This window comes from Paraburkholderia dioscoreae, assembly GCF_902459535.1.
Taxonomy (GTDB): Bacteria; Pseudomonadota; Gammaproteobacteria; order Burkholderiales; family Burkholderiaceae; genus Paraburkholderia; species Paraburkholderia dioscoreae.
In genome coordinates this window covers 386,065-403,074 of sequence record NZ_LR699553.1, presented here as the reverse complement: position 1 = coordinate 403,074, position 17,010 = coordinate 386,065, and the positions used below count along the sequence as shown (strand labels likewise).

Genomic DNA, 17,010 nt, shown 5'->3' with positions numbered 1-17,010 from the left:
AGATTTCTCCTCTCTTCAGACAAAGGGCACGTCAAAGCGTCCACGCGACGCATTTGGCACCGACCGCGCGCGTGACGGCACACCGCCCGGCGCTTGTTTTGGAACGCGCATTATTCCTTATTTTCGCGCTGCAGCAAATGAAAGTGGACAGCGCCCGCTTTACCTTGCCGCACGATTTCCCAGCCGGCGAGCGTCTCGTTGTCCTCGAGTTCGAGCGCCTCGCCTGCTTCCACATACAGAAATCCGTCAGCGCTCACTAGCGGCACTGCCAGCGCAAGCGCTTTGCCGAGCAGATCCGCGCCGAACGGCGGGTCGAGAAACACCACGTCGAACGATCCGGGCGCGAGACTCGCGGCAAGGCGCAAACCGTCGGCTTCAGCAATTTCGATCGTGCGCGCCGACAGGCGTTCCTGGTTGGCGCGCAACTGGCCGACGGCCCGCGCATTGCGCTCCACCATCAATACCCGGGCCGCGCCGCGCGACGCCGCCTCGAAGCCCAGCGCGCCGCTGCCGGCGAACAGATCGAGACAGCGCTGGCCCGCCAGATTCTGGCCGAGCCAGTTGAACAGCGTCTCGCGGACGCGATCGGGCGTGGGGCGCAAACCGTCGAGATCGAGCACGGGCAACGGCGTGCGTTTCCAGTCGCCGCCTATGATGCGGATGGCGTGCGGCTTGCCGCCTTTGGATGAAGCGCCTTGGGCGCGCGAAGGTGCGGAACGGGGCATGCAGTTTCGATTACGTTTTGAAAGCGCCCGCGACGTCGATACGTGAGGGCCGGAGCGCCAACGTTACCACAGCGACGCCGCGCGTCCAGCCTGGCCGTTCGGCCGATACGACGGGCAGCGGCGCGCCTGATAAAATGTGCGGCTTCCAGCGCCTTGCATCCCGCATCGCAACGCTGCCTGCCGCTCCCGCCGGTCTTGTGCCGGCTGCGCGCATCGGCGCGCGCTCTCACCACGCCAGATCATGTTCAGCTTTTTCAAACGATTCAAGGGTTCGAAAGAGTCCGATAACGCGCCCGAAGAGTCGCAAACCGCGCCAGAAGGCTCGACGCCCGGAGCCGCCGTGCAGGCGCCTGCGCCTGTCGCGCCGGCCACCCCGCGCCCCGCGGCTGCTCCGGCTCGCGTCGAAACACCCGCTCCGTCCGCAATCGAGCCCGAGCCGGAAGAATCCGCGCCCGAGACCGTCGAAATCGTTCCGCCGCCGCGGCCGGACGTGGGCGCAAAGCGCTCGTGGCTGACGCGCCTGAAAACCGGCTTGTCGAAGACGAGTTCGAGCCTGACCGGCATCTTTGTCGGTGCGAAGATCGACGAAGACCTGTACGAAGAACTCGAAACTGCACTGCTCATGTCGGACGCGGGGGTCGACGCCACCGAATACCTGCTCGAAGCGCTGCGCGAAAAAGTGCGCGCCGAGCGCCTCACCGATCCGCAACAGGTCAAAGCGGCGTTGCGCACACTGCTCGTCGACCTGCTCAGGCCACTGGAAAAATCGCTGATGCTGGGCCGCGCCCAGCCGCTCGTGATGATGATCGCCGGCGTCAACGGCGCGGGCAAAACCACCAGTATCGGCAAGCTCGCCAAGCATCTGCAAAGCTTCGATCAGTCGGTACTGCTGGCCGCGGGCGACACGTTCCGCGCCGCCGCGCGCGAGCAACTGGCCATCTGGGGCCAGCGCAACAACGTGACCGTGGTGTCGCAGGAAAGCGGCGACCCGGCGGCGGTGATCTTCGACGCGGTCGGCGCCGCACGGGCCCGCAAAATCGACGTGATGATGGCGGATACGGCCGGCCGCCTGCCGACCCAACTGCATCTCATGGAAGAACTGCGCAAGGTGAAGCGCGTGATCGGCAAGGCGCAAGAAGGCGCGCCGCACGAGGTGCTGCTGGTGATCGACGCCAACACCGGCCAGAACGCGCTCGCGCAAGTAAAGGCTTTCGACGACGCGCTCGGCCTCACCGGCCTGATCGTGACCAAGCTCGACGGCACGGCGAAAGGCGGCATTCTGGCCGCGATCGCACGGCAGCGTCCGATCCCGGTGTACTTCATCGGCGTCGGCGAAAAGGTCGAGGACTTGCAGCCGTTCAGCGCGGAAGAGTTTTCCGACGCATTACTGGGCGGTTGAACGCCACGGCGTTTGCGGTTCAGGCGGCAAAAAGGGCACTCCGCGGAGTGCCCTTTTTGCATCCTGCCTGGCAAGTGAGGCCAGCTTACTCTGCGTCGGGCTGCGCTCCCGGCGCCGCGCGGTCAAACGCGTCGAGTTGCATTGCGTGATCGTAGATGCGCTGGATCGTCGGAAATTTCGCCGTGTCGACCTTGAAGCGCTGCGCGTTGAACACCTGCGGAATCAGACAGGTATCGGCGATTGTCGGCGCATCGCCAAAACACAGCTTGCCGGTGCGCGAATCGCCGGCCAGATGCGCTTCCAACGTGGCGAAACCCGCTTCCACCCAGTGCCGGTACCACGCGTCCTTGGCATAGTCGTCGACGCCCAGCGTGTGCTTCAGATACTTCAGCACGCGCAGATTGTTCAGCGGATGGATCTCGCACGCCACCTGCAACGCCAGCGCCCGCACATAGGCACGATCGACCGGCGTTTTGGGCAGAAGCGGCGGCTCAGGATGCGTCTCTTCCAGATATTCGATGATCGCGAGCGACTGCGGCATCACCTCATTGCCGTCGATGAAGGTCGGCACGATGCCGTCCGCATTCACCTTGCGGTATTCGGGCTTCAGCTGCTCGCCGCCGTCGCGCACGAGGTGCACCGGCACGTAGTCGTACGGCAGATTCTTCACGTTCAGCGCAATGCGCACGCGATAGGACGCCGAGCTACGGAAATAGCTGTAGAGCTTCATGTTGTCTGTCTCCCCCAAACCAGCCGTCAGACGACGCGCACGCTGAGCTCGCCGAGCCCGTCCACGCCGCCCTTCATCAGATCGCCCGGCACCACCGCGCCGACGCCCTCCGGTGTGCCGGTGAAAATCAGATCGCCGGGTTGCAGTTCGAACAGCGTCGACAGATACGCAACCGTCTCGGCCACCGACCAGATCAGTTGCGACACGTCCGAGCTTTGCTTTTCCTCGCCGTTCACCGACAACCAGATCGCACCCTTGTCGACATGGCCCACCGTCGCTGCCGGATGAATCGGGCCTAGCGGCGCCGAGTGATCGAAGCCCTTCGCGGTATCCCACGGGCGGCCGAGCTTTTTCGCTTCAGCCTGCAGATCGCGGCGGGTCATATCGAGACCGAGCGCGTAACCGTAGACGTGATCGAGCGCGCTTTCGGCCGGAATGTTCTTGCCGCCCTTGCCGATCGCCGCCACCATTTCCATCTCGAAGTGGACGTTCTTCGACTGCGGCGGATAAGGAAACTCGCCGGTGGCGCCGGGCGCGACGTACAGCACCGCGTCAGCCGGCTTGGTGAAGAAGAACGGCGGTTCGCGATCAGGATCGTGTCCCATCTCCCGCGCGTGCGCCTCGTAATTGCGGCCCACACAGTAGATGCGACGCACCGCGAACTGCTCGCTGGACCCCACAACCGGCACCGCGACCACCGGTGCGGGTGCAAATACGTAACTCATCCCGTTCTCCGTTCCTTGATGTGTGCCGCCAGCGCGGCGATAAAACATCGAGTGTAACGCGCAGCAAAGCCCCGCGCGCGGCAGTTCCACGTGGGCCGGCAAGGTTGGCGCCGCGAGTGCGGTGTCTCGCCGGATCGCTATAGATGCGATACTCACACCGGATAGCGTCCCTTGAATACCGTGGCTGACCGCTCTGAGGCGGCGTGCCAATACGTCCCTCTGCACCCGATGACCGACTCCGCCGACACCGCCAATCCCTTCCCCTGCGCCCGCTTCATCAAGGAAATCGGCCGCGGCCCGAACGGCGCCCGCGCGCTGACCGCCGAGGATACGCGCGCGCTCTACACCGCCATGCTCGACGGCCGCGTGGCCGATCTCGAACTCGGTGCGGTGCTGCTCGCATACCGCGTGAAGGGCGAAACCGCCGACGAACTCGCGGCAATGCTGGCCGGCGCGCATGCGTCGTTCGAGCCGGTGCATCTGCCGCACGGCGCGTTTCGGCCCGTGTCGATACCCACCTACAACGGCGCGCGCAAGCAGCCGAATCTCGTGCCGCTGCTCGCCCTGCTGCTGGCGCGCGAAGGCGTGCCGGTGCTGGTGCATGGCGTAACCGAAGATCCGGGCCGCGTGACGAGCGCGGAAATCTTCACGCATTTGCAGATTCCTCACGCGCAATCGCACGCCGACATCGAGGACGGTCTCGCCGAGCGCCGTCTTGCGTTTGCGCCGATCGACGTGCTCGCGCCGAAGCTTGCGCGCCTTCTCGGGCTGCGTCGGCGCATGGGCGTGCGTAATTCGACGCACACACTGGTGAAAATTCTGCAACCGTTCGCGCCGGCGGGCTTGCGCCTCGTGAATTACACGCACCCACCGTATCGCGACAGTCTGACGCAGTTGTTCAACACGCATCCGGACGCGGCCGCCGGCGGCGCCCTGCTCGCGCGCGGCACCGAAGGCGAAGCGGTGGCCGACACGCGCCGTCAGGTGCAGGTCGACTGGCTGCACGACGGCATCTGCGAAACGCGTGTGCCGCACGAACGCTCGTCGCCCGATGCGCCGGAAGTCGACTTGCCTGAAGCCAAAGATGCGCCGACGACCGCCGCCTGGATCAGCGCTGTACTGCGCGGCGAAGCGCCCGTGCCGAGCGCGATTGAACGGCAGGTCGAACTGATCGTGGACGTCGCGAAAACGCCGGTGTGACGGCGCGGTGCGGGAGCCAGTAGTCTGGCCCGAACCGGTGCGGCGGATAGTCGCGAGTAGAACTCGTATAGATCGGAAGAGCGTCGCGGCCTGAGAATCAGGCCGCGGTGACGCATGAGCGAACGCTTAGGCGAGGCACACGCGAACCACCAGCGCGTAACCCGCATGCTCGTGGCATCCAGATGCCCACAACGCGCAACCGGGTGGTTGGAGTGACCTCCAAAGGCTCACTCGATTGCGCAACGCGTGGCCTGCCAGGCAATCAGACGCCATTGCCCGTCTTCCTGCGTATGGATCGCCGTGTAGGCGATCGGAAACAGCAGCGCCCCGTTGTTCGCTTCCATTTCGATCAGCGCCCTGCCGGTGACCACGCAGGTCTCCCGCCCAACCGGCAACACGTCTTGCGACTGCACCTCGATCTGACGGTAGCGGCGGCGACCCGCAACAATCCCGTCGATGAACTGCCGCTTCGTTTCCCGTTTGCCGTTCGTGTGAACGTAACTCACGTTCTCCGCGAGCAGCGTGTCGAGCGATGGGCCGTCGCCGTCGACCATCGCCCGGAAACGCTCTCGCTCGAGCCCGCGAATCGCTTCGATTATCTTTGCCGCCATCGCTCAGCCCCTCGCACCGGTGAGCCGAACGTGGCCACGGTCGTCAGAAGTTATATTGCAGATATAGCTGGTGGAAATTTATACCAGGATTCGGCTCTTTGATACCGCCGTTGGAAATATGCTGGAAGCGATAGCCCGCCTGATACTGCTGGCGGTTGCCGAACTGCATGCCCACGCCCGCCATGTCGGCGAACTGGAACGCGGTGCCTAGCGTAAAGGTCGAAGAGATACGGGGACTCGAGAGCAGGCGGATGCCCGCGCCCAGTTCGGCATACGGACGGATCGGCCCTGACTCCTTGATGAAGCGGATGATCGGCGTCACGCCGATTTCGCCGATATTGTCGTGCACGTTGCCTTCATTGGTGTGCCACCATGCCACGTGCGCTTCGCCGATCAGCGAGAAATGCCAGTCGCCGATCTGCCACCAGTTCAGATCCGGATCCCAGACGAAGCCGAGATCAAGCTTCTTGACGTGGCGATCACCCAGTCCACCGGCCACCTGCACGCCAAACTGGTCGGCCGACGTCAATCCCGACGCTCCCGCCAGCACGGCTCCAGCCGTAATTTTTAGCGCCAGGCCACGCAAAGTATTCTTTTTGTTGTTCATCTAACACCCGAGTTCCGTCGAACGTTGAACAATTAGTAACAGTTCTACGTATTCTAAGGTCTATCTCGATTTGGCGGATCGTATGAAGGATTCTCAATTTTCGCAATTAGTCACTTCAAAAGTGGCAAAAATCGGGCAGTTTGCATCACGAAGGCGATTTGTCAGGTAACTTCTACGTCGCGCACAAAGATAGCCAAGAAGGCGTACCATGGCTATTGAATCGTGAATTTCAATAGGGATTTACGGAACCTAGATGCCCTTACGGCCTCTAAGCATTAGCACTCGGCAAATCAGAGTGCTAACATCCAACGCTGGAGTCGTTACCTGAACAAGCTTTTGTCTGATTCCAAAGGAGTTTCCTACGTGAGCCACGCAATGACCCTTCCGAGTACTTTGAGCCCGTCGTCGGCTAAGGCCGCTTCGGCAGGTGCACTGGCGCTCTCGCATTCCTCGCTGCTGCCCGGCCAACTGGGCAATATCGACGCCTACATCCAGGCCGTAAATCGGATTCCGATGCTGACGCCGGCGGAAGAACGCCAGTTCGCCACCGAATTTCGCGAGCAGGACAACCTTGAGTCCGCGCGCCGCCTCGTCCTGTCGCACCTGCGGCTGGTCGTGTCGATCGCGCGCAACTATCTGGGCTATGGACTGCCGCACGCCGACCTGATTCAGGAAGGCAATATCGGCCTGATGAAGGCCGTGAAGCGCTTCGATCCGGAGCAGAACGTGCGCCTCGTGTCGTACGCCATGCACTGGATCAAGGCCGAGATCCACGAATACATTCTGCGCAACTGGCGGATGGTGAAAGTCGCCACGACCAAGGCGCAGCGCAAGCTGTTCTTCAACCTGCGCAGCCACAAGCAAGGGCTGGGCGCGTTCACGCCGGACGAGATCGAAGGTCTCGCCAAAGAGCTGAATGTGAAGCGCGAAGAAGTCTCCGAAATGGAAACGCGCCTCTCGGGCGGCGACATCGCGCTGGAAGGCCAGGTTGAAGACGGCGAAGAGTCGTACGCGCCGATCGCCTATCTGGCCGACTCGCATAGCGAACCGACCGCCGTGCTGGCTTCGCGTCAGCGCGACAAGCTGCAAAGCGACGGTATTGCGAGCGCGCTGGACGCACTGGACGCCCGCAGCCGCCGTATCATCGAGGCACGCTGGCTGAAGGTGGAAGACGACGGTTCAGGCGGCTCCACGCTGCACGAACTGGCCGACGAATTCGGTGTATCCGCCGAACGTATTCGCCAGATCGAGGCGAGCGCAATGAAGAAGATGCGCGGTGCACTCACCGAGTATGCGTAAAGCCTGAAGCGTTTCAGCACGCCGGTTTGTCCGGCGCGCGGTAGCCACGCCGCCAAGCCTCGCCTTCGAAAGACGGCGGGGCTTTTTTTCGCCCACGCCGCGCCGCGCGTTGATCGCACACGCACGTTCGCACACCTTCGTACACCGGGATGCACGGTCAACGCGTTTCTTGACGTAACACAAACCACCTGGCAATACAGGCCAAACGGGGCAAGTCTCGCGACCCAATGCCGCAGTAGCGAACCGTTACGCGCGAGGTTCTGCTCCTAGAATCGGGATGCACTCGCCAGACCGTTGAAGCGGCCTGGCGCCAGCCGGATTCACCGGTGTGAAGCTGCTTTCTACCGATCATGACCCTAGCCCTCAATCGCAATACCATCCGCCGCCCGAGCCTGCGTAAAAGGTTCGACGGCTGGGTGCGCGGACCCACGCTGGCGCGGGATATCGCCATCGTCCTCGCCATCAAGTTCGCATTGCTGATGGTGCTCAAGTACACCTTCTTCAATCATCCGCAGGCAGAGCACATGTCGCTCCCGCCTGAGCAAGTCGCGCAGGCGCTGCTGTCCGTGCCTGCCCCGCATCCGTCCCAAGGTGATCAACATGCCCGTTAGCGAAGTCGTAGAACTGTCGCGCCTCCAGTTCGCCATCACGGCGCTTTATCACTTCCTGTTCGTCCCGCTCACGCTCGGCCTGTCCTGGCTGCTCGTCATCATGGAATCGGTCTACGTGATGACCGGCAAGCAGATCTACAAGGACATGACCCAGTTCTGGGGCAAGCTCTTCGGCATCAACTTTGCCATGGGCGTGACCACCGGTCTCACGCTCGAATTCCAGTTCGGCACCAACTGGTCGTATTACTCGCACTATGTGGGCGACATTTTCGGCGTGCCGCTCGCCGTCGAAGGCCTGATGGCGTTCTTCCTCGAATCGACCTTCGTCGGCCTGTTCTTCTTCGGCTGGAAGCGTCTCTCGAAGGTCCAGCACGTGTCCGTCACGTTCCTCGTCGCGCTCGGCTCGAACCTCTCGGCCCTGTGGATTCTGGTAGCCAACGGCTGGATGAACAATCCAGTCGGCGCGACCTTCAACTACCAGACCATGCGCATGGAGCTCGACAGCATCTTCTCCGTGCTGCTCAATCCGGTCGCGCAGGTCAAGTTCGTGCACACCGTCTCCGCCGGCTATGTAACGGCCTCGATGTTCGTGCTCGGCGTGTCGTCGTGGTATCTGCTCAAGCGCCGCGACACCGAATTCGCGCTGCGCTCGTTCGCGATTGCCGCCGGTTTCGGTCTTGCGTCCACGCTGTGCGTGATCGTACTCGGCGACGAATCCGGCTACCGCACCGGCGAAGTCCAGCAGGTCAAGCTCGCCGCGATCGAATCCGAATGGGAAACCGCCCCCGCGCCGGCCCCGTTCACGATCATCGGGATTCCGAACCAGAAGGAGGAGCGCACCGACTACGCGATCCGGGTTCCCTACGCGCTCGGCCTGATCGCCACGCGCTCGCTCGACGAACCCGTGGTCGGCCTGAAAGAGCTCATGGTGCGCAACGAGGCGCGCATCCGCAACGGCATGCTGGCCTACGCCGCGCTGCAGAAGCTCAAACAGGGCGACGTCACCGACGAAGCCAAAGCCGCCTTCGACGCGCACAAGCAGGATCTCGGCTACGGCCTGATGCTCAAGCAGTTCACCGCGAACGTCACCGACGCCACGCCCGACCAGATCACCCAGGCCGCGAAGAAAACGATCCCGCCCGTGGCGCCTGTGTTCTTCTCGTTCCGCCTGATGGTGGGCCTCGGCATCCTGTTCCTCGCGACCTTCGTGCTCGCCTTCTGGTTCTGCGCGCAGCGCTCGCTGTTGCTGGAGAAGCGCCGCTGGTTCCTGCGCTGGGCGCTGTGGGCGATTCCGCTGCCCTGGCTCGCGGCTGAATTCGGCTGGATCGTCGCTGAAGTGGGCCGCCAGCCGTGGACCATCGCGGGCATTCTGCCCACCAGCCTGTCGGCCTCGAGTCTGACCGCGGGCGACCTGTATCTGAGTATCGGCGGCTTCGTGGTGTTCTACACGGCGCTGTTCATCATCGAAATCATGCTGATGTTCAAGTACGCGCGGCTCGGTCCCTCGTCGCTGCATACGGGCCGCTATCACCACGAACAACCGTCACCGGATCGGCCGCTGGGCAACCGGCCGCTGCCGACCAGCACGGTCGCCTGATTCGCCGACACCGAGATTCAAGGGAAAAGATCATCATGGATTATGCAACCCTCAAACTGATCTGGTGGGTGCTGATCGGCGTACTGCTGATCGGCTTCGCGCTCACCGACGGCTTCGACATGGGCGCGGCGATCCTGCTGCCGTTCATCGGCAAGACGGACGCCGAGCGGCGCATCGTCGTCAACACGGTGGGCGCGACCTGGGAAGGCAATCAGGTCTGGCTCATCACCGCGGGCGGCGCGATGTTCGCCGCGTGGCCGCTGGTGTACGCGGCGTCGTTCTCCGGCTTCTATTTCGCCATGCTGCTGGTGCTGTTCTCGCTGTTCTTCCGGCCGGTCGGCTTCGACTACCGCAGCAAGCGTGAAGATCCGCGCTGGCGCAGCGCGTGGGACTGGGCACTGTTCGTCGGCGGCTTCGTGCCGGCCCTGGTGTTCGGCGTCGCGTTCGGCAACCTGCTGCAAGGCGTGCCGTTCTCGTTCGATACCGACCTGCGCGTGACCTATCACGGCGGTTTCTTCGCGCTGCTCAACCCGTTCGCGGTGCTGTGCGGGCTCGTCAGCGTGTCGATGCTGGCCGCGCATGGCGCCGCCTTCGTGAAGATGAAAGCGGACGACATTGTGGCCGAGCGCGCTTCGCTCGCGCTGCGGATCGCTTCGTTCGCGGCCGTGGTGCTGTTCCTGATTGCCGGTGCGCTGATCGCCACGATGATCGGCGGCTATCAGCTGGTCGACGCCGCGCCGCTCGACACGGTCGCCAATCCGCTGCTGAAGAGCGTGATCGGCGCACCCGGCCTGTGGCTGACCAACTACGCGACCTATCCGTGGATGGTGGCCGCGCCGGTGGCCGGTCTGGTGGGCGGCGTGCTGGCCACGCTACTCGCACGCTCGCGTTTCGAGAAGAGCGCCTTTCTGGCGACCTCGCTGATGATTATCGGTGTGATCCTCACGGCGGGCTTCTCGATGTTCCCGTTCATCATGCCCTCCTCACTCGACGGCCGCAGCAGCCTCACCGTGTGGGACTCGACCTCGAGCCGCATGACGCTGCAGATCATGCTGATCGCCGTGATCGTGTTCCTGCCGCTCATCCTGATCTACACGAGCTGGGTGTATCGCGTGATGCGCGGCAAGGTGACGGCCGCGGCGCTCGAAGAAAATCACCATTCGATGTATTGACCGGCAATACGCTTAACAGGAGTTTGTGATGTGGTATTTCAGTTGGATTCTCGGAATCGGCGTGGCGTTGGCGTTCGGCATCATCAACGTGATGTGGTTCGAATCGCGCCGGCCGCAGGAAGCAGGCAAGCATAAGACGCATTGATGCGCCTTCTACCGGCCGCGCGCCGGTGAGCAAAAAATTGGCGCCTCTGAAATTTCGAGGCGCCGATTTTTTTGCTCACGACTCGACCGGATACGGTGCCCACCTGCTCTCACGCCGCCCGAATTACTTCATGAACAGCGCAGGTGTTCGTGTTCCGTCGCGAGAAGAAATCTGCACGGTCCTGCCGGTTGCGTTGCGAATGCACACGCCGATCTGCGACGATCCCGCAGCGACTTGCGATGCAACATACGGTGTGATGTCGTTGTTGCGCGGCTGCAGCGCGTTGTCCAGGTAGATGCCGCCGATTCGCTGGTGCGTGTTGCAGGCCGCTGCCGTTGGCAGGTTCGCGGTGTCGTCCCAGTTCGTGGAGGCAGCGTAGATATCCAGCATCACCGCACTCGTATCCGTGACATTCTGCGCAAGGGTCTGTAAATACGAGTTGGTATAAGGATAGTCCTTCAGGTTTGCAGGCGTTGGGAATTTAATCAACACCATACTTCCCGCGTCCGAAATCATCGTGCTGCCGCTCGCGTGCGCAACGCCGCCGCTGTCCATCCATGCATCGGCGCTAGCCTTCGAGTAGTACGTCGGGATGTTATTGCTGCACGCATTATCCGCATTGGAACAATTGTCGACGGCATACTGCAGAGAATCGGTCTTCCATGCGTTGATGAAGTCGGCATGCGCGGTATATAGGCTTCCCCATTGCGGCACCCACGTGCCATTCACGAGAATCGGGTCCATCGACAGTTGCGCGGTGGAAAGGTCAGGATCCTGACCCAGGTCGTACGCAACGTTGAGTTGCAATTCCGGAATCTTGACGGGATAAGCAGCCGGACATTTCCCGTCGGACTGCCGGTAGGCCATATTCATGATGTGGCTGGCCATGTTCGGCACCAGGGTCCGTCCGTCCCAACAATCCGGAAAATGGACCGAGATATCGAGTTGCGCGTATGTGCCGCTACTGTCCGTTACGACCGGGCAACGGGTCGGCGCGATTTGCGTGTAGGAACCGCCGCGGCACAGATAGTTGATCTGCGGCTTGGGCGACGACGAGTGGTGATCGCCCGCCAGCATTTCCAGCCCCGCTGGAATCGTCTGCAGTGCAACCACCGGTTGATCGTTCTTATAGTAGGTCTTCTGATAGCCCGGCACGACAATTCCCGACGCGCGGTTTAACTGGGGAACCCAGTACGATGAAAGATCCGCCGCTGCGTTGCAGGTGGTGACCTTATTGTCATTCAGGGAGTAGTACGTACTGTACGCATCGGCACCTGTGTTACCGAAAAAGTCGTGCACCATAGCCCTGCCGGGCTGACCTGGATAGATGATTGCGTCGTCCGGCAGCGTATGCGAATACGCGCATTGGACACTGAACTGGCCGGCGTAGGCGGAGCCAACCGGTAGAAGAAAGATGAGACAGATCGCAAAACGCATTGACATGAGCCACTCCTGAGCACGAACGAAACACCCTGCCGGCATGACAAGGCATCCGAATCTCATTAGTTAGCTTACCCAATTGTTTTGAAAAATGACTGTCTCTGCGCTACTGCGTCGCACCGCCATGCATTCGTATCTGGCGTGGGCAGAAAATAAAGCCCCCGGAATTTCCCCGGAGGCCTTTCGAATCTCGCAGCTCGCGAACCGCTCAGTAGACCAAAGTCTGCGCGGCTCGAAGCGTCGAAAAGATTACGCGGGCTGCGGCGCCGCACCAGCGCCCGTAACCGGCGACAAACGCACCGCCAGCTTTTCAGCGTAGCGCTGCGCCGCGTCGCCGACAACGATATGGAACGTGTCCGCCGAGACCCATGCCGTATCGAGCGTCGCCAGACGTTGCCGATCGACCGCCGACGGATCGCGCACAACCACTCGCAGACGCGTTGCCGCCACCGCATCCAGCGACACGATGTTGCCTGCGCCGCCGAATACGGCAAGCCAGCGCAGTGGTTCAGGATCGAGCGGACCGTCTTGAGCTTGATCACCCGCTGCTGCGGCCGGCGCGGCCGCAGCAGCAGGAACAGCAGCCATCGGCTTCACTGTATCGCCGCCACCTTGCGCGATCACCGTGCGGATTTCGTCCGCGATGATATCCGCCTCCGGCCCGATGATCACCTGCACGTTGGTCGAACCGCGCTTGAGCACACCGCGCGCACCAATCGTCTTCAGTTCGCTTTCGGAGACCTTGTTCGAATCGACCACCGACAGACGCAAACGCGTCGTGCACGCATCCACCACCGACAGATTCGACGCGCCGCCCAGTGCGGCGATATAACGCTGCGCACGCGGCACAGCTGCGCTGGCGACCGGCGAAACAAAACCGCCCGCGGTGAACGAATCGACCTGTTCGTCGGCTGCGGCGGGTTCGCGGCCCGGCGTCGCCATGTTGAATTTGCGGATGAAGAAGCGGAACAGGCCGTAGTACACCACCATATAGACGAGACCGATCGGGATCGCCCACCAGCCCCTCGTCGACAGGCCATAGTTCAGCACGTAGTCGATTGCGCCGGCGGAGAATGTGAAGCCGAGGTGAATGCCGAGCGCGGAACAGATCGCGAGCGAAAGGCCCGTCAACAACGCGTGGATCACATACAGCACCGGTGCGAGGAACATGAAGCTGAATTCGATCGGCTCGGTCACGCCCGTCAGGAACGACGTCAGCGCCATCGAGAACAGCAGGCCGCCGACCACCGCGCGGCGTTCCTTCGGCGCTTCGTGGAACATCGCGAGACAGGCAGCCGGCAGGCCGAACATCATGACCGGGAAGAAGCCTGTCATGAAGGTGCCCGCAGTCGGGTCGCCCGCAAAGAAGCGATGCAGGTCGCCCGTCACGGCAGCGCCGCCCGGCGGCGTGAACGTGCCGAACACAAACCACGTCAGCGAATTGAGGATGTGATGCAAACCCGTGACGAGCAGCAAACGGTTCAGCACGCCGAACACGAACGCGCCGAGCGCACCGGCGGTGGTCAGCCAGTGGCCGGCCGTATCGATCACGGCCTGCACCGGTTGCCACACATAGCCGAACACGATGCCGAGCGCGAGGCAGACCACCCCCGTGACAATCGGCACGAAGCGTTTCCCTCCGAAGAACGCGAGGTAGTCGGGCAGCTTGATGTCCTTGTATTTGTTGTACAGCAAGCCCGCGACGATACCCGCCACGATCCCGGACAACACGCCCATGTTGAGCTTGTCGTTGATGTCCTTCATCACCGCGACTTCGACCAGATAACCGATCGCGCCCGCGAGACCCGCCACGCCGTTGTTGTCTTTCGCGAAGCCGACTGCCACGCCGATCGCGAAGAGAAGCGGCAGGTTGTCGAAGATCGCGCCGCCGGCGTCGGCGATCATCTTGATGTTGAAAACATCGGGTTGGCCGAGTCGCAGCAGCAGGCCGGCAACCGGCAGCACCGCGATCGGCAGCATCAGCGCGCGTCCCAGCCGCTGAATCTTCAGAAACGGATTCCCATCCATTGATACCTCCAATCCTTGTCTCTTTGTTGAACGTCGTTATCGAACGTCGTTATCGAACGTCGTTATCGAACGTTGTTGTCGAGTCTTGTAGCTCCGGTTGATGACCGGGCGAAGCTGGCTGCGGACCGTGTGGAGTTCAGTCCAAAGGCCAGGTTTCGCGGCTTACTGCTCTTACCGCCTGCGCCGATTCGAGCGCCAGGGCATCCTGGGCGCGTTGACGGCACAGTTGATAATCGAGGTTGCGCACCCTCGCCTTGATGCCCGGCACCGAGACCGGATCCACCGAAAGCTCGGTCACGCCGAGGCCGACGAGCAGCGGCATGGCGAGCGGATCGCCCGCCAGCGCGCCGCACACACCGACCCATTTGCCGTGCTTGCCGGCACCTTGCACCGTGGCCGCGATCAGGCGCAGCACCGCCGGATGCAAACCGTCCGCCTGCGCGGCGAGGTCGGCCTGGCAACGGTCCATCGCGAGCGTGTATTGCGTCAGATCGTTAGTGCCGATCGAGAGGAAATCAGCGTGTTGCGCCAGTTGATCGGCAAGCAGCGCCGCCGATGGCACTTCGATCATCACGCCGACTTCGATCGGCTCCGTGCGGCCCGACTCGCGCGCGAATTCGTCGATACGCTTGCGGATGCGGATCAATTCGCCGACATCGGTCACCATCGGCAGCAGAATGCGCACGGCACCGAGCGGACGCACCGCGAGCAGACCGCGCAACTGATCGTCGAGCAGATCCGGGCGCACTTGCGCGAGGCGGATGCCGCGCAAGCCGAGCGCGGGATTCGGTTCGGGCGGCAGCGTCAGATAATCCACTTCCTTGTCCGCGCCGACATCCAGCGTGCGGATGATCGCGGTGCGGCCGCTCAACGCGTCGACGATTGCCTGGTAGCTCTGACGATGTTCGTCCGTGGTCGGCGCGGCGGCGCGGTGAATGAACAGCAGTTCGGTGCGCAGCAGGCCAACGGAATCGGCGCCGTTTTCGACGGCGGTTTTCGCGTCGTCGAGCGTGGCGATGTTCGCGGCCACTTCGATTGCGCGGCCGTCGGACGTGACGGCCGCCTGCTGCGAGGTGCGGCGATTGGCTTCGCGCACACCGGCAAGACGCGTGCGCTCCAGACGTGCGCGTTCGACGTCGAGCTCGGTCGGTGCGAATTCGAGGCGGCCGTTGGTGGCGTTCACCACCACTTGCGTGCCTTCAGGGATTGCATGCAGCGCGTCGCCGACTGCCACCAGCGCGGGAATGCCCGCCTGACGCGCGAGAATCGCCGCGTGCGAGGTCGCGCCGCCACGCGCCATCACCACCGCGGTAACGCGCGAGCGATCCAGCGTTGAAAGATCGGACGGCGTGAACTCTTCCGCTGCAAGCACCGCTTCTTCCGGCAACGCGCGCGGCGCGGCGTTCGTATAACCGAGCGAGCGCAGCACGCGCTTTTCGATGTCGCGCAGATCGGCGGCACGTTCCGCGAGCAACGCGTCTTCGATTTTCGCAAGGATGGCGATCTGCGCACGGATCGCTTCACGCCATGCAAAGCCGGCGCTCTTGCCGAGGCTGATCAGATCGCGCGCGGCGTCGAGCAGCGTGGGATCTTCGAGCAGCACGCGGTGCACCGCGAAAATGCCCGCTTCGCCGACCGCGCCGCGTTGCGATGCGTCACGCACGGTCGTGCCGAGGTCCGCATCGACGGTGGCAATCGCCTTGTCGAGCAACCGGCTCTCCGCAGCCGACGTGCCGGCCGCCTTCTCCGGCGGATCGATGTCCGCGTCGTCCCAGCGCACCAGCTTGCCGACCGCGACGCCCGGCGCGGCGCAGACGCCGGCAAGCGTATTCGGGGCGGGCGCTTCGCCTGCCGCATGCCCCACGGCCTGCGGCGCCGGCGAACTTTCACGCGCGGGTTTTTCTTCCGCTTCACCATGTGCTTCACGCGTCAATTCGTGAGCAATGGCTTCGATCGCGGCCCTGGCTTGCGGACCGACGCCGAGCAATTCGACCGTCGCGCCTTCACCTGCGCCGAGTCCCAGCAAACCGACCACGCTTTCGATCGCCGCCTTGCGCCCTTCGTAACGCACTTCCACGCGTGCGTCGAAACCACGCGCCGCTTCACGGGCACGCGCCGCCGGACGTGCATGCAGACCACCTGCATGAACCAGTGTGACTTGCTGACGCGCTTCTTCCGCGACGTTCGTCGCACTTGCCTGACGCGAAGCCTCGGCAGCCGCACCATCGCGCGCGCGCAGCACCAGCAGCGGCGTTTCACCCGCCTTCAGCAGGCCGCCTTGCACGCGCTCGACGATTTCGAACGCATCGGAGTTGGCGATCGCGACCACCGATACGAGGCTCGGCGCGTTCAACGCGACCTGATCCTGGTCGAACTCGATCAGCACCTGACCGGCGCGCACATGGGCGCCTTGCGCGACCATCGGCGCAAAACCCTTGCCGTTCAGGGCGACTGTATCGATACCGATGTGCAGCAGAATCTCGGCGCCTTCGGCAGTAGCCAGCGTCACCGCGTGACCGGTGCGCGCGAGATGCGTGACGGTACCGTCGCAGGGCGCGACGAGCCGTCCCTCGAGCGGATCGATGCCGATGCCGTCACCGAACATACCGCCCGAAAATACAGGGTCGGGCACGTTCGCGAGCGGCACGACCGGACCGGTCATGGGCGCGAGTAAAACGATATGGCCTTCAGAATGGCTCATCAAGCGGGACTCCTCGACAC

The 17,010-nt window shown here is 63.0% G+C and carries 15 protein-coding genes; 7 read left to right on the top strand and 8 right to left on the bottom strand.

Annotated elements, in window-relative coordinates; all coding sequences use genetic code 11:
- Nucleotides 1-110: 110 nt before the first annotated feature.
- Nucleotides 111-725: a 16S rRNA (guanine(966)-N(2))-methyltransferase RsmD gene (gene rsmD, locus PDMSB3_RS01905; protein WP_007179425.1), complete on the bottom strand. Its 615-nt coding sequence runs from the start codon at nucleotides 723-725 to the stop codon at nucleotides 111-113.
- A gap of 241 nt (nucleotides 726-966) precedes the next feature.
- Between rsmD and ftsY the strand changes: the two genes are divergently transcribed.
- On the top strand, nucleotides 967-2,124 hold the full coding sequence (ftsY, locus tag PDMSB3_RS01900) for a signal recognition particle-docking protein FtsY (protein ID WP_165184386.1): 1,158 nt from the start codon (nucleotides 967-969) through the stop codon (nucleotides 2,122-2,124).
- A gap of 85 nt (nucleotides 2,125-2,209) precedes the next feature.
- Here the strand turns inward: ftsY and maiA are convergent, their stop codons facing one another.
- Together maiA and PDMSB3_RS01890 are read right to left on the bottom strand one after the other, a co-directional pair.
- Complete coding sequence (gene maiA / locus PDMSB3_RS01895; protein ID WP_007179427.1) at nucleotides 2,210-2,854, bottom strand: maleylacetoacetate isomerase; 645 nt, start codon at nucleotides 2,852-2,854, stop codon at nucleotides 2,210-2,212.
- Between the two features lie 26 nt (nucleotides 2,855-2,880).
- Nucleotides 2,881-3,579 carry a fumarylacetoacetate hydrolase family protein gene (locus PDMSB3_RS01890; RefSeq protein WP_007179428.1) on the bottom strand — a complete coding sequence of 233 codons (699 nt, stop codon included), beginning with the start codon at nucleotides 3,577-3,579 and terminating at the stop codon, nucleotides 2,881-2,883.
- A gap of 228 nt (nucleotides 3,580-3,807) precedes the next feature.
- On the opposite strand from PDMSB3_RS01890, the gene ybiB reads away from it, so the two are divergent.
- Nucleotides 3,808-4,779 carry a DNA-binding protein YbiB gene (gene ybiB, locus PDMSB3_RS01885; protein WP_165184383.1) on the top strand — a complete coding sequence of 324 codons (972 nt, stop codon included), beginning with the start codon at nucleotides 3,808-3,810 and terminating at the stop codon, nucleotides 4,777-4,779.
- Between the two features lie 227 nt (nucleotides 4,780-5,006).
- Here the strand turns inward: ybiB and PDMSB3_RS01880 are convergent, their stop codons facing one another.
- Nucleotides 5,007-5,390: a nuclear transport factor 2 family protein gene (locus tag PDMSB3_RS01880; protein ID WP_007179430.1), complete on the bottom strand. Its 384-nt coding sequence runs from the start codon at nucleotides 5,388-5,390 to the stop codon at nucleotides 5,007-5,009.
- A 43-nt stretch (nucleotides 5,391-5,433) separates the two neighbouring features.
- The gene (locus PDMSB3_RS01875) at nucleotides 5,434-5,997 is read right to left on the bottom strand and encodes an acyloxyacyl hydrolase (protein WP_007179431.1); all 564 of its coding nucleotides are present in this window, start codon (nucleotides 5,995-5,997) and stop codon (nucleotides 5,434-5,436) included.
- 363 nt (nucleotides 5,998-6,360) lie between these two features.
- Here PDMSB3_RS01875 and rpoH point away from each other — a divergent pair, with 363 nt between their 5' ends.
- From rpoH to cydX, 5 genes are all read left to right on the top strand, one after another.
- Complete coding sequence (rpoH, locus tag PDMSB3_RS01870) at nucleotides 6,361-7,296, top strand: RNA polymerase sigma factor RpoH (RefSeq protein ID WP_007179432.1); 936 nt, start codon at nucleotides 6,361-6,363, stop codon at nucleotides 7,294-7,296.
- Between the two features lie 350 nt (nucleotides 7,297-7,646).
- Complete coding sequence (gene cydP, locus PDMSB3_RS01865) at nucleotides 7,647-7,907, top strand: cytochrome oxidase putative small subunit CydP (protein ID WP_007179433.1); 261 nt, start codon at nucleotides 7,647-7,649, stop codon at nucleotides 7,905-7,907.
- Nucleotides 7,897-9,504: a cytochrome ubiquinol oxidase subunit I gene (locus PDMSB3_RS01860; protein WP_007179434.1), complete on the top strand. Its 1,608-nt coding sequence runs from the start codon at nucleotides 7,897-7,899 to the stop codon at nucleotides 9,502-9,504. The genes cydP and PDMSB3_RS01860 overlap by 11 nt, the downstream gene beginning before the upstream one ends.
- Before the next feature lie 35 nt (nucleotides 9,505-9,539).
- A complete protein-coding gene (gene cydB, locus PDMSB3_RS01855; RefSeq protein WP_007179435.1) occupies nucleotides 9,540-10,676 on the top strand; it encodes a cytochrome d ubiquinol oxidase subunit II in 1,137 nt (378 codons plus the stop codon).
- A gap of 28 nt (nucleotides 10,677-10,704) precedes the next feature.
- Complete coding sequence (cydX, locus tag PDMSB3_RS01850; protein ID WP_007179436.1) at nucleotides 10,705-10,821, top strand: cytochrome bd-I oxidase subunit CydX; 117 nt, start codon at nucleotides 10,705-10,707, stop codon at nucleotides 10,819-10,821.
- A 123-nt stretch (nucleotides 10,822-10,944) separates the two neighbouring features.
- On the opposite strand, the gene PDMSB3_RS01845 is transcribed toward cydX, so the two are convergent.
- The 3 genes from PDMSB3_RS01845 to ptsP all read right to left on the bottom strand — a co-directional run bounded on the left by PDMSB3_RS01845 (nucleotide 10,945) and on the right by ptsP (nucleotide 16,990).
- Nucleotides 10,945-12,264 carry a DUF1996 domain-containing protein gene (locus PDMSB3_RS01845; RefSeq protein ID WP_007179437.1) on the bottom strand — a complete coding sequence of 440 codons (1,320 nt, stop codon included), beginning with the start codon at nucleotides 12,262-12,264 and terminating at the stop codon, nucleotides 10,945-10,947.
- A gap of 246 nt (nucleotides 12,265-12,510) precedes the next feature.
- Nucleotides 12,511-14,289 (bottom strand): N-acetylglucosamine-specific PTS transporter subunit IIBC, encoded by a 1,779-nt coding sequence (gene nagE / locus PDMSB3_RS01840; RefSeq protein WP_007179438.1) that lies wholly within the window; start codon nucleotides 14,287-14,289, stop codon nucleotides 12,511-12,513.
- A gap of 136 nt (nucleotides 14,290-14,425) precedes the next feature.
- Nucleotides 14,426-16,990 carry a phosphoenolpyruvate--protein phosphotransferase gene (gene ptsP, locus PDMSB3_RS01835; RefSeq protein WP_197740199.1) on the bottom strand — a complete coding sequence of 855 codons (2,565 nt, stop codon included), beginning with the start codon at nucleotides 16,988-16,990 and terminating at the stop codon, nucleotides 14,426-14,428.
- Nucleotides 16,991-17,010 lie beyond the last annotated feature (20 nt).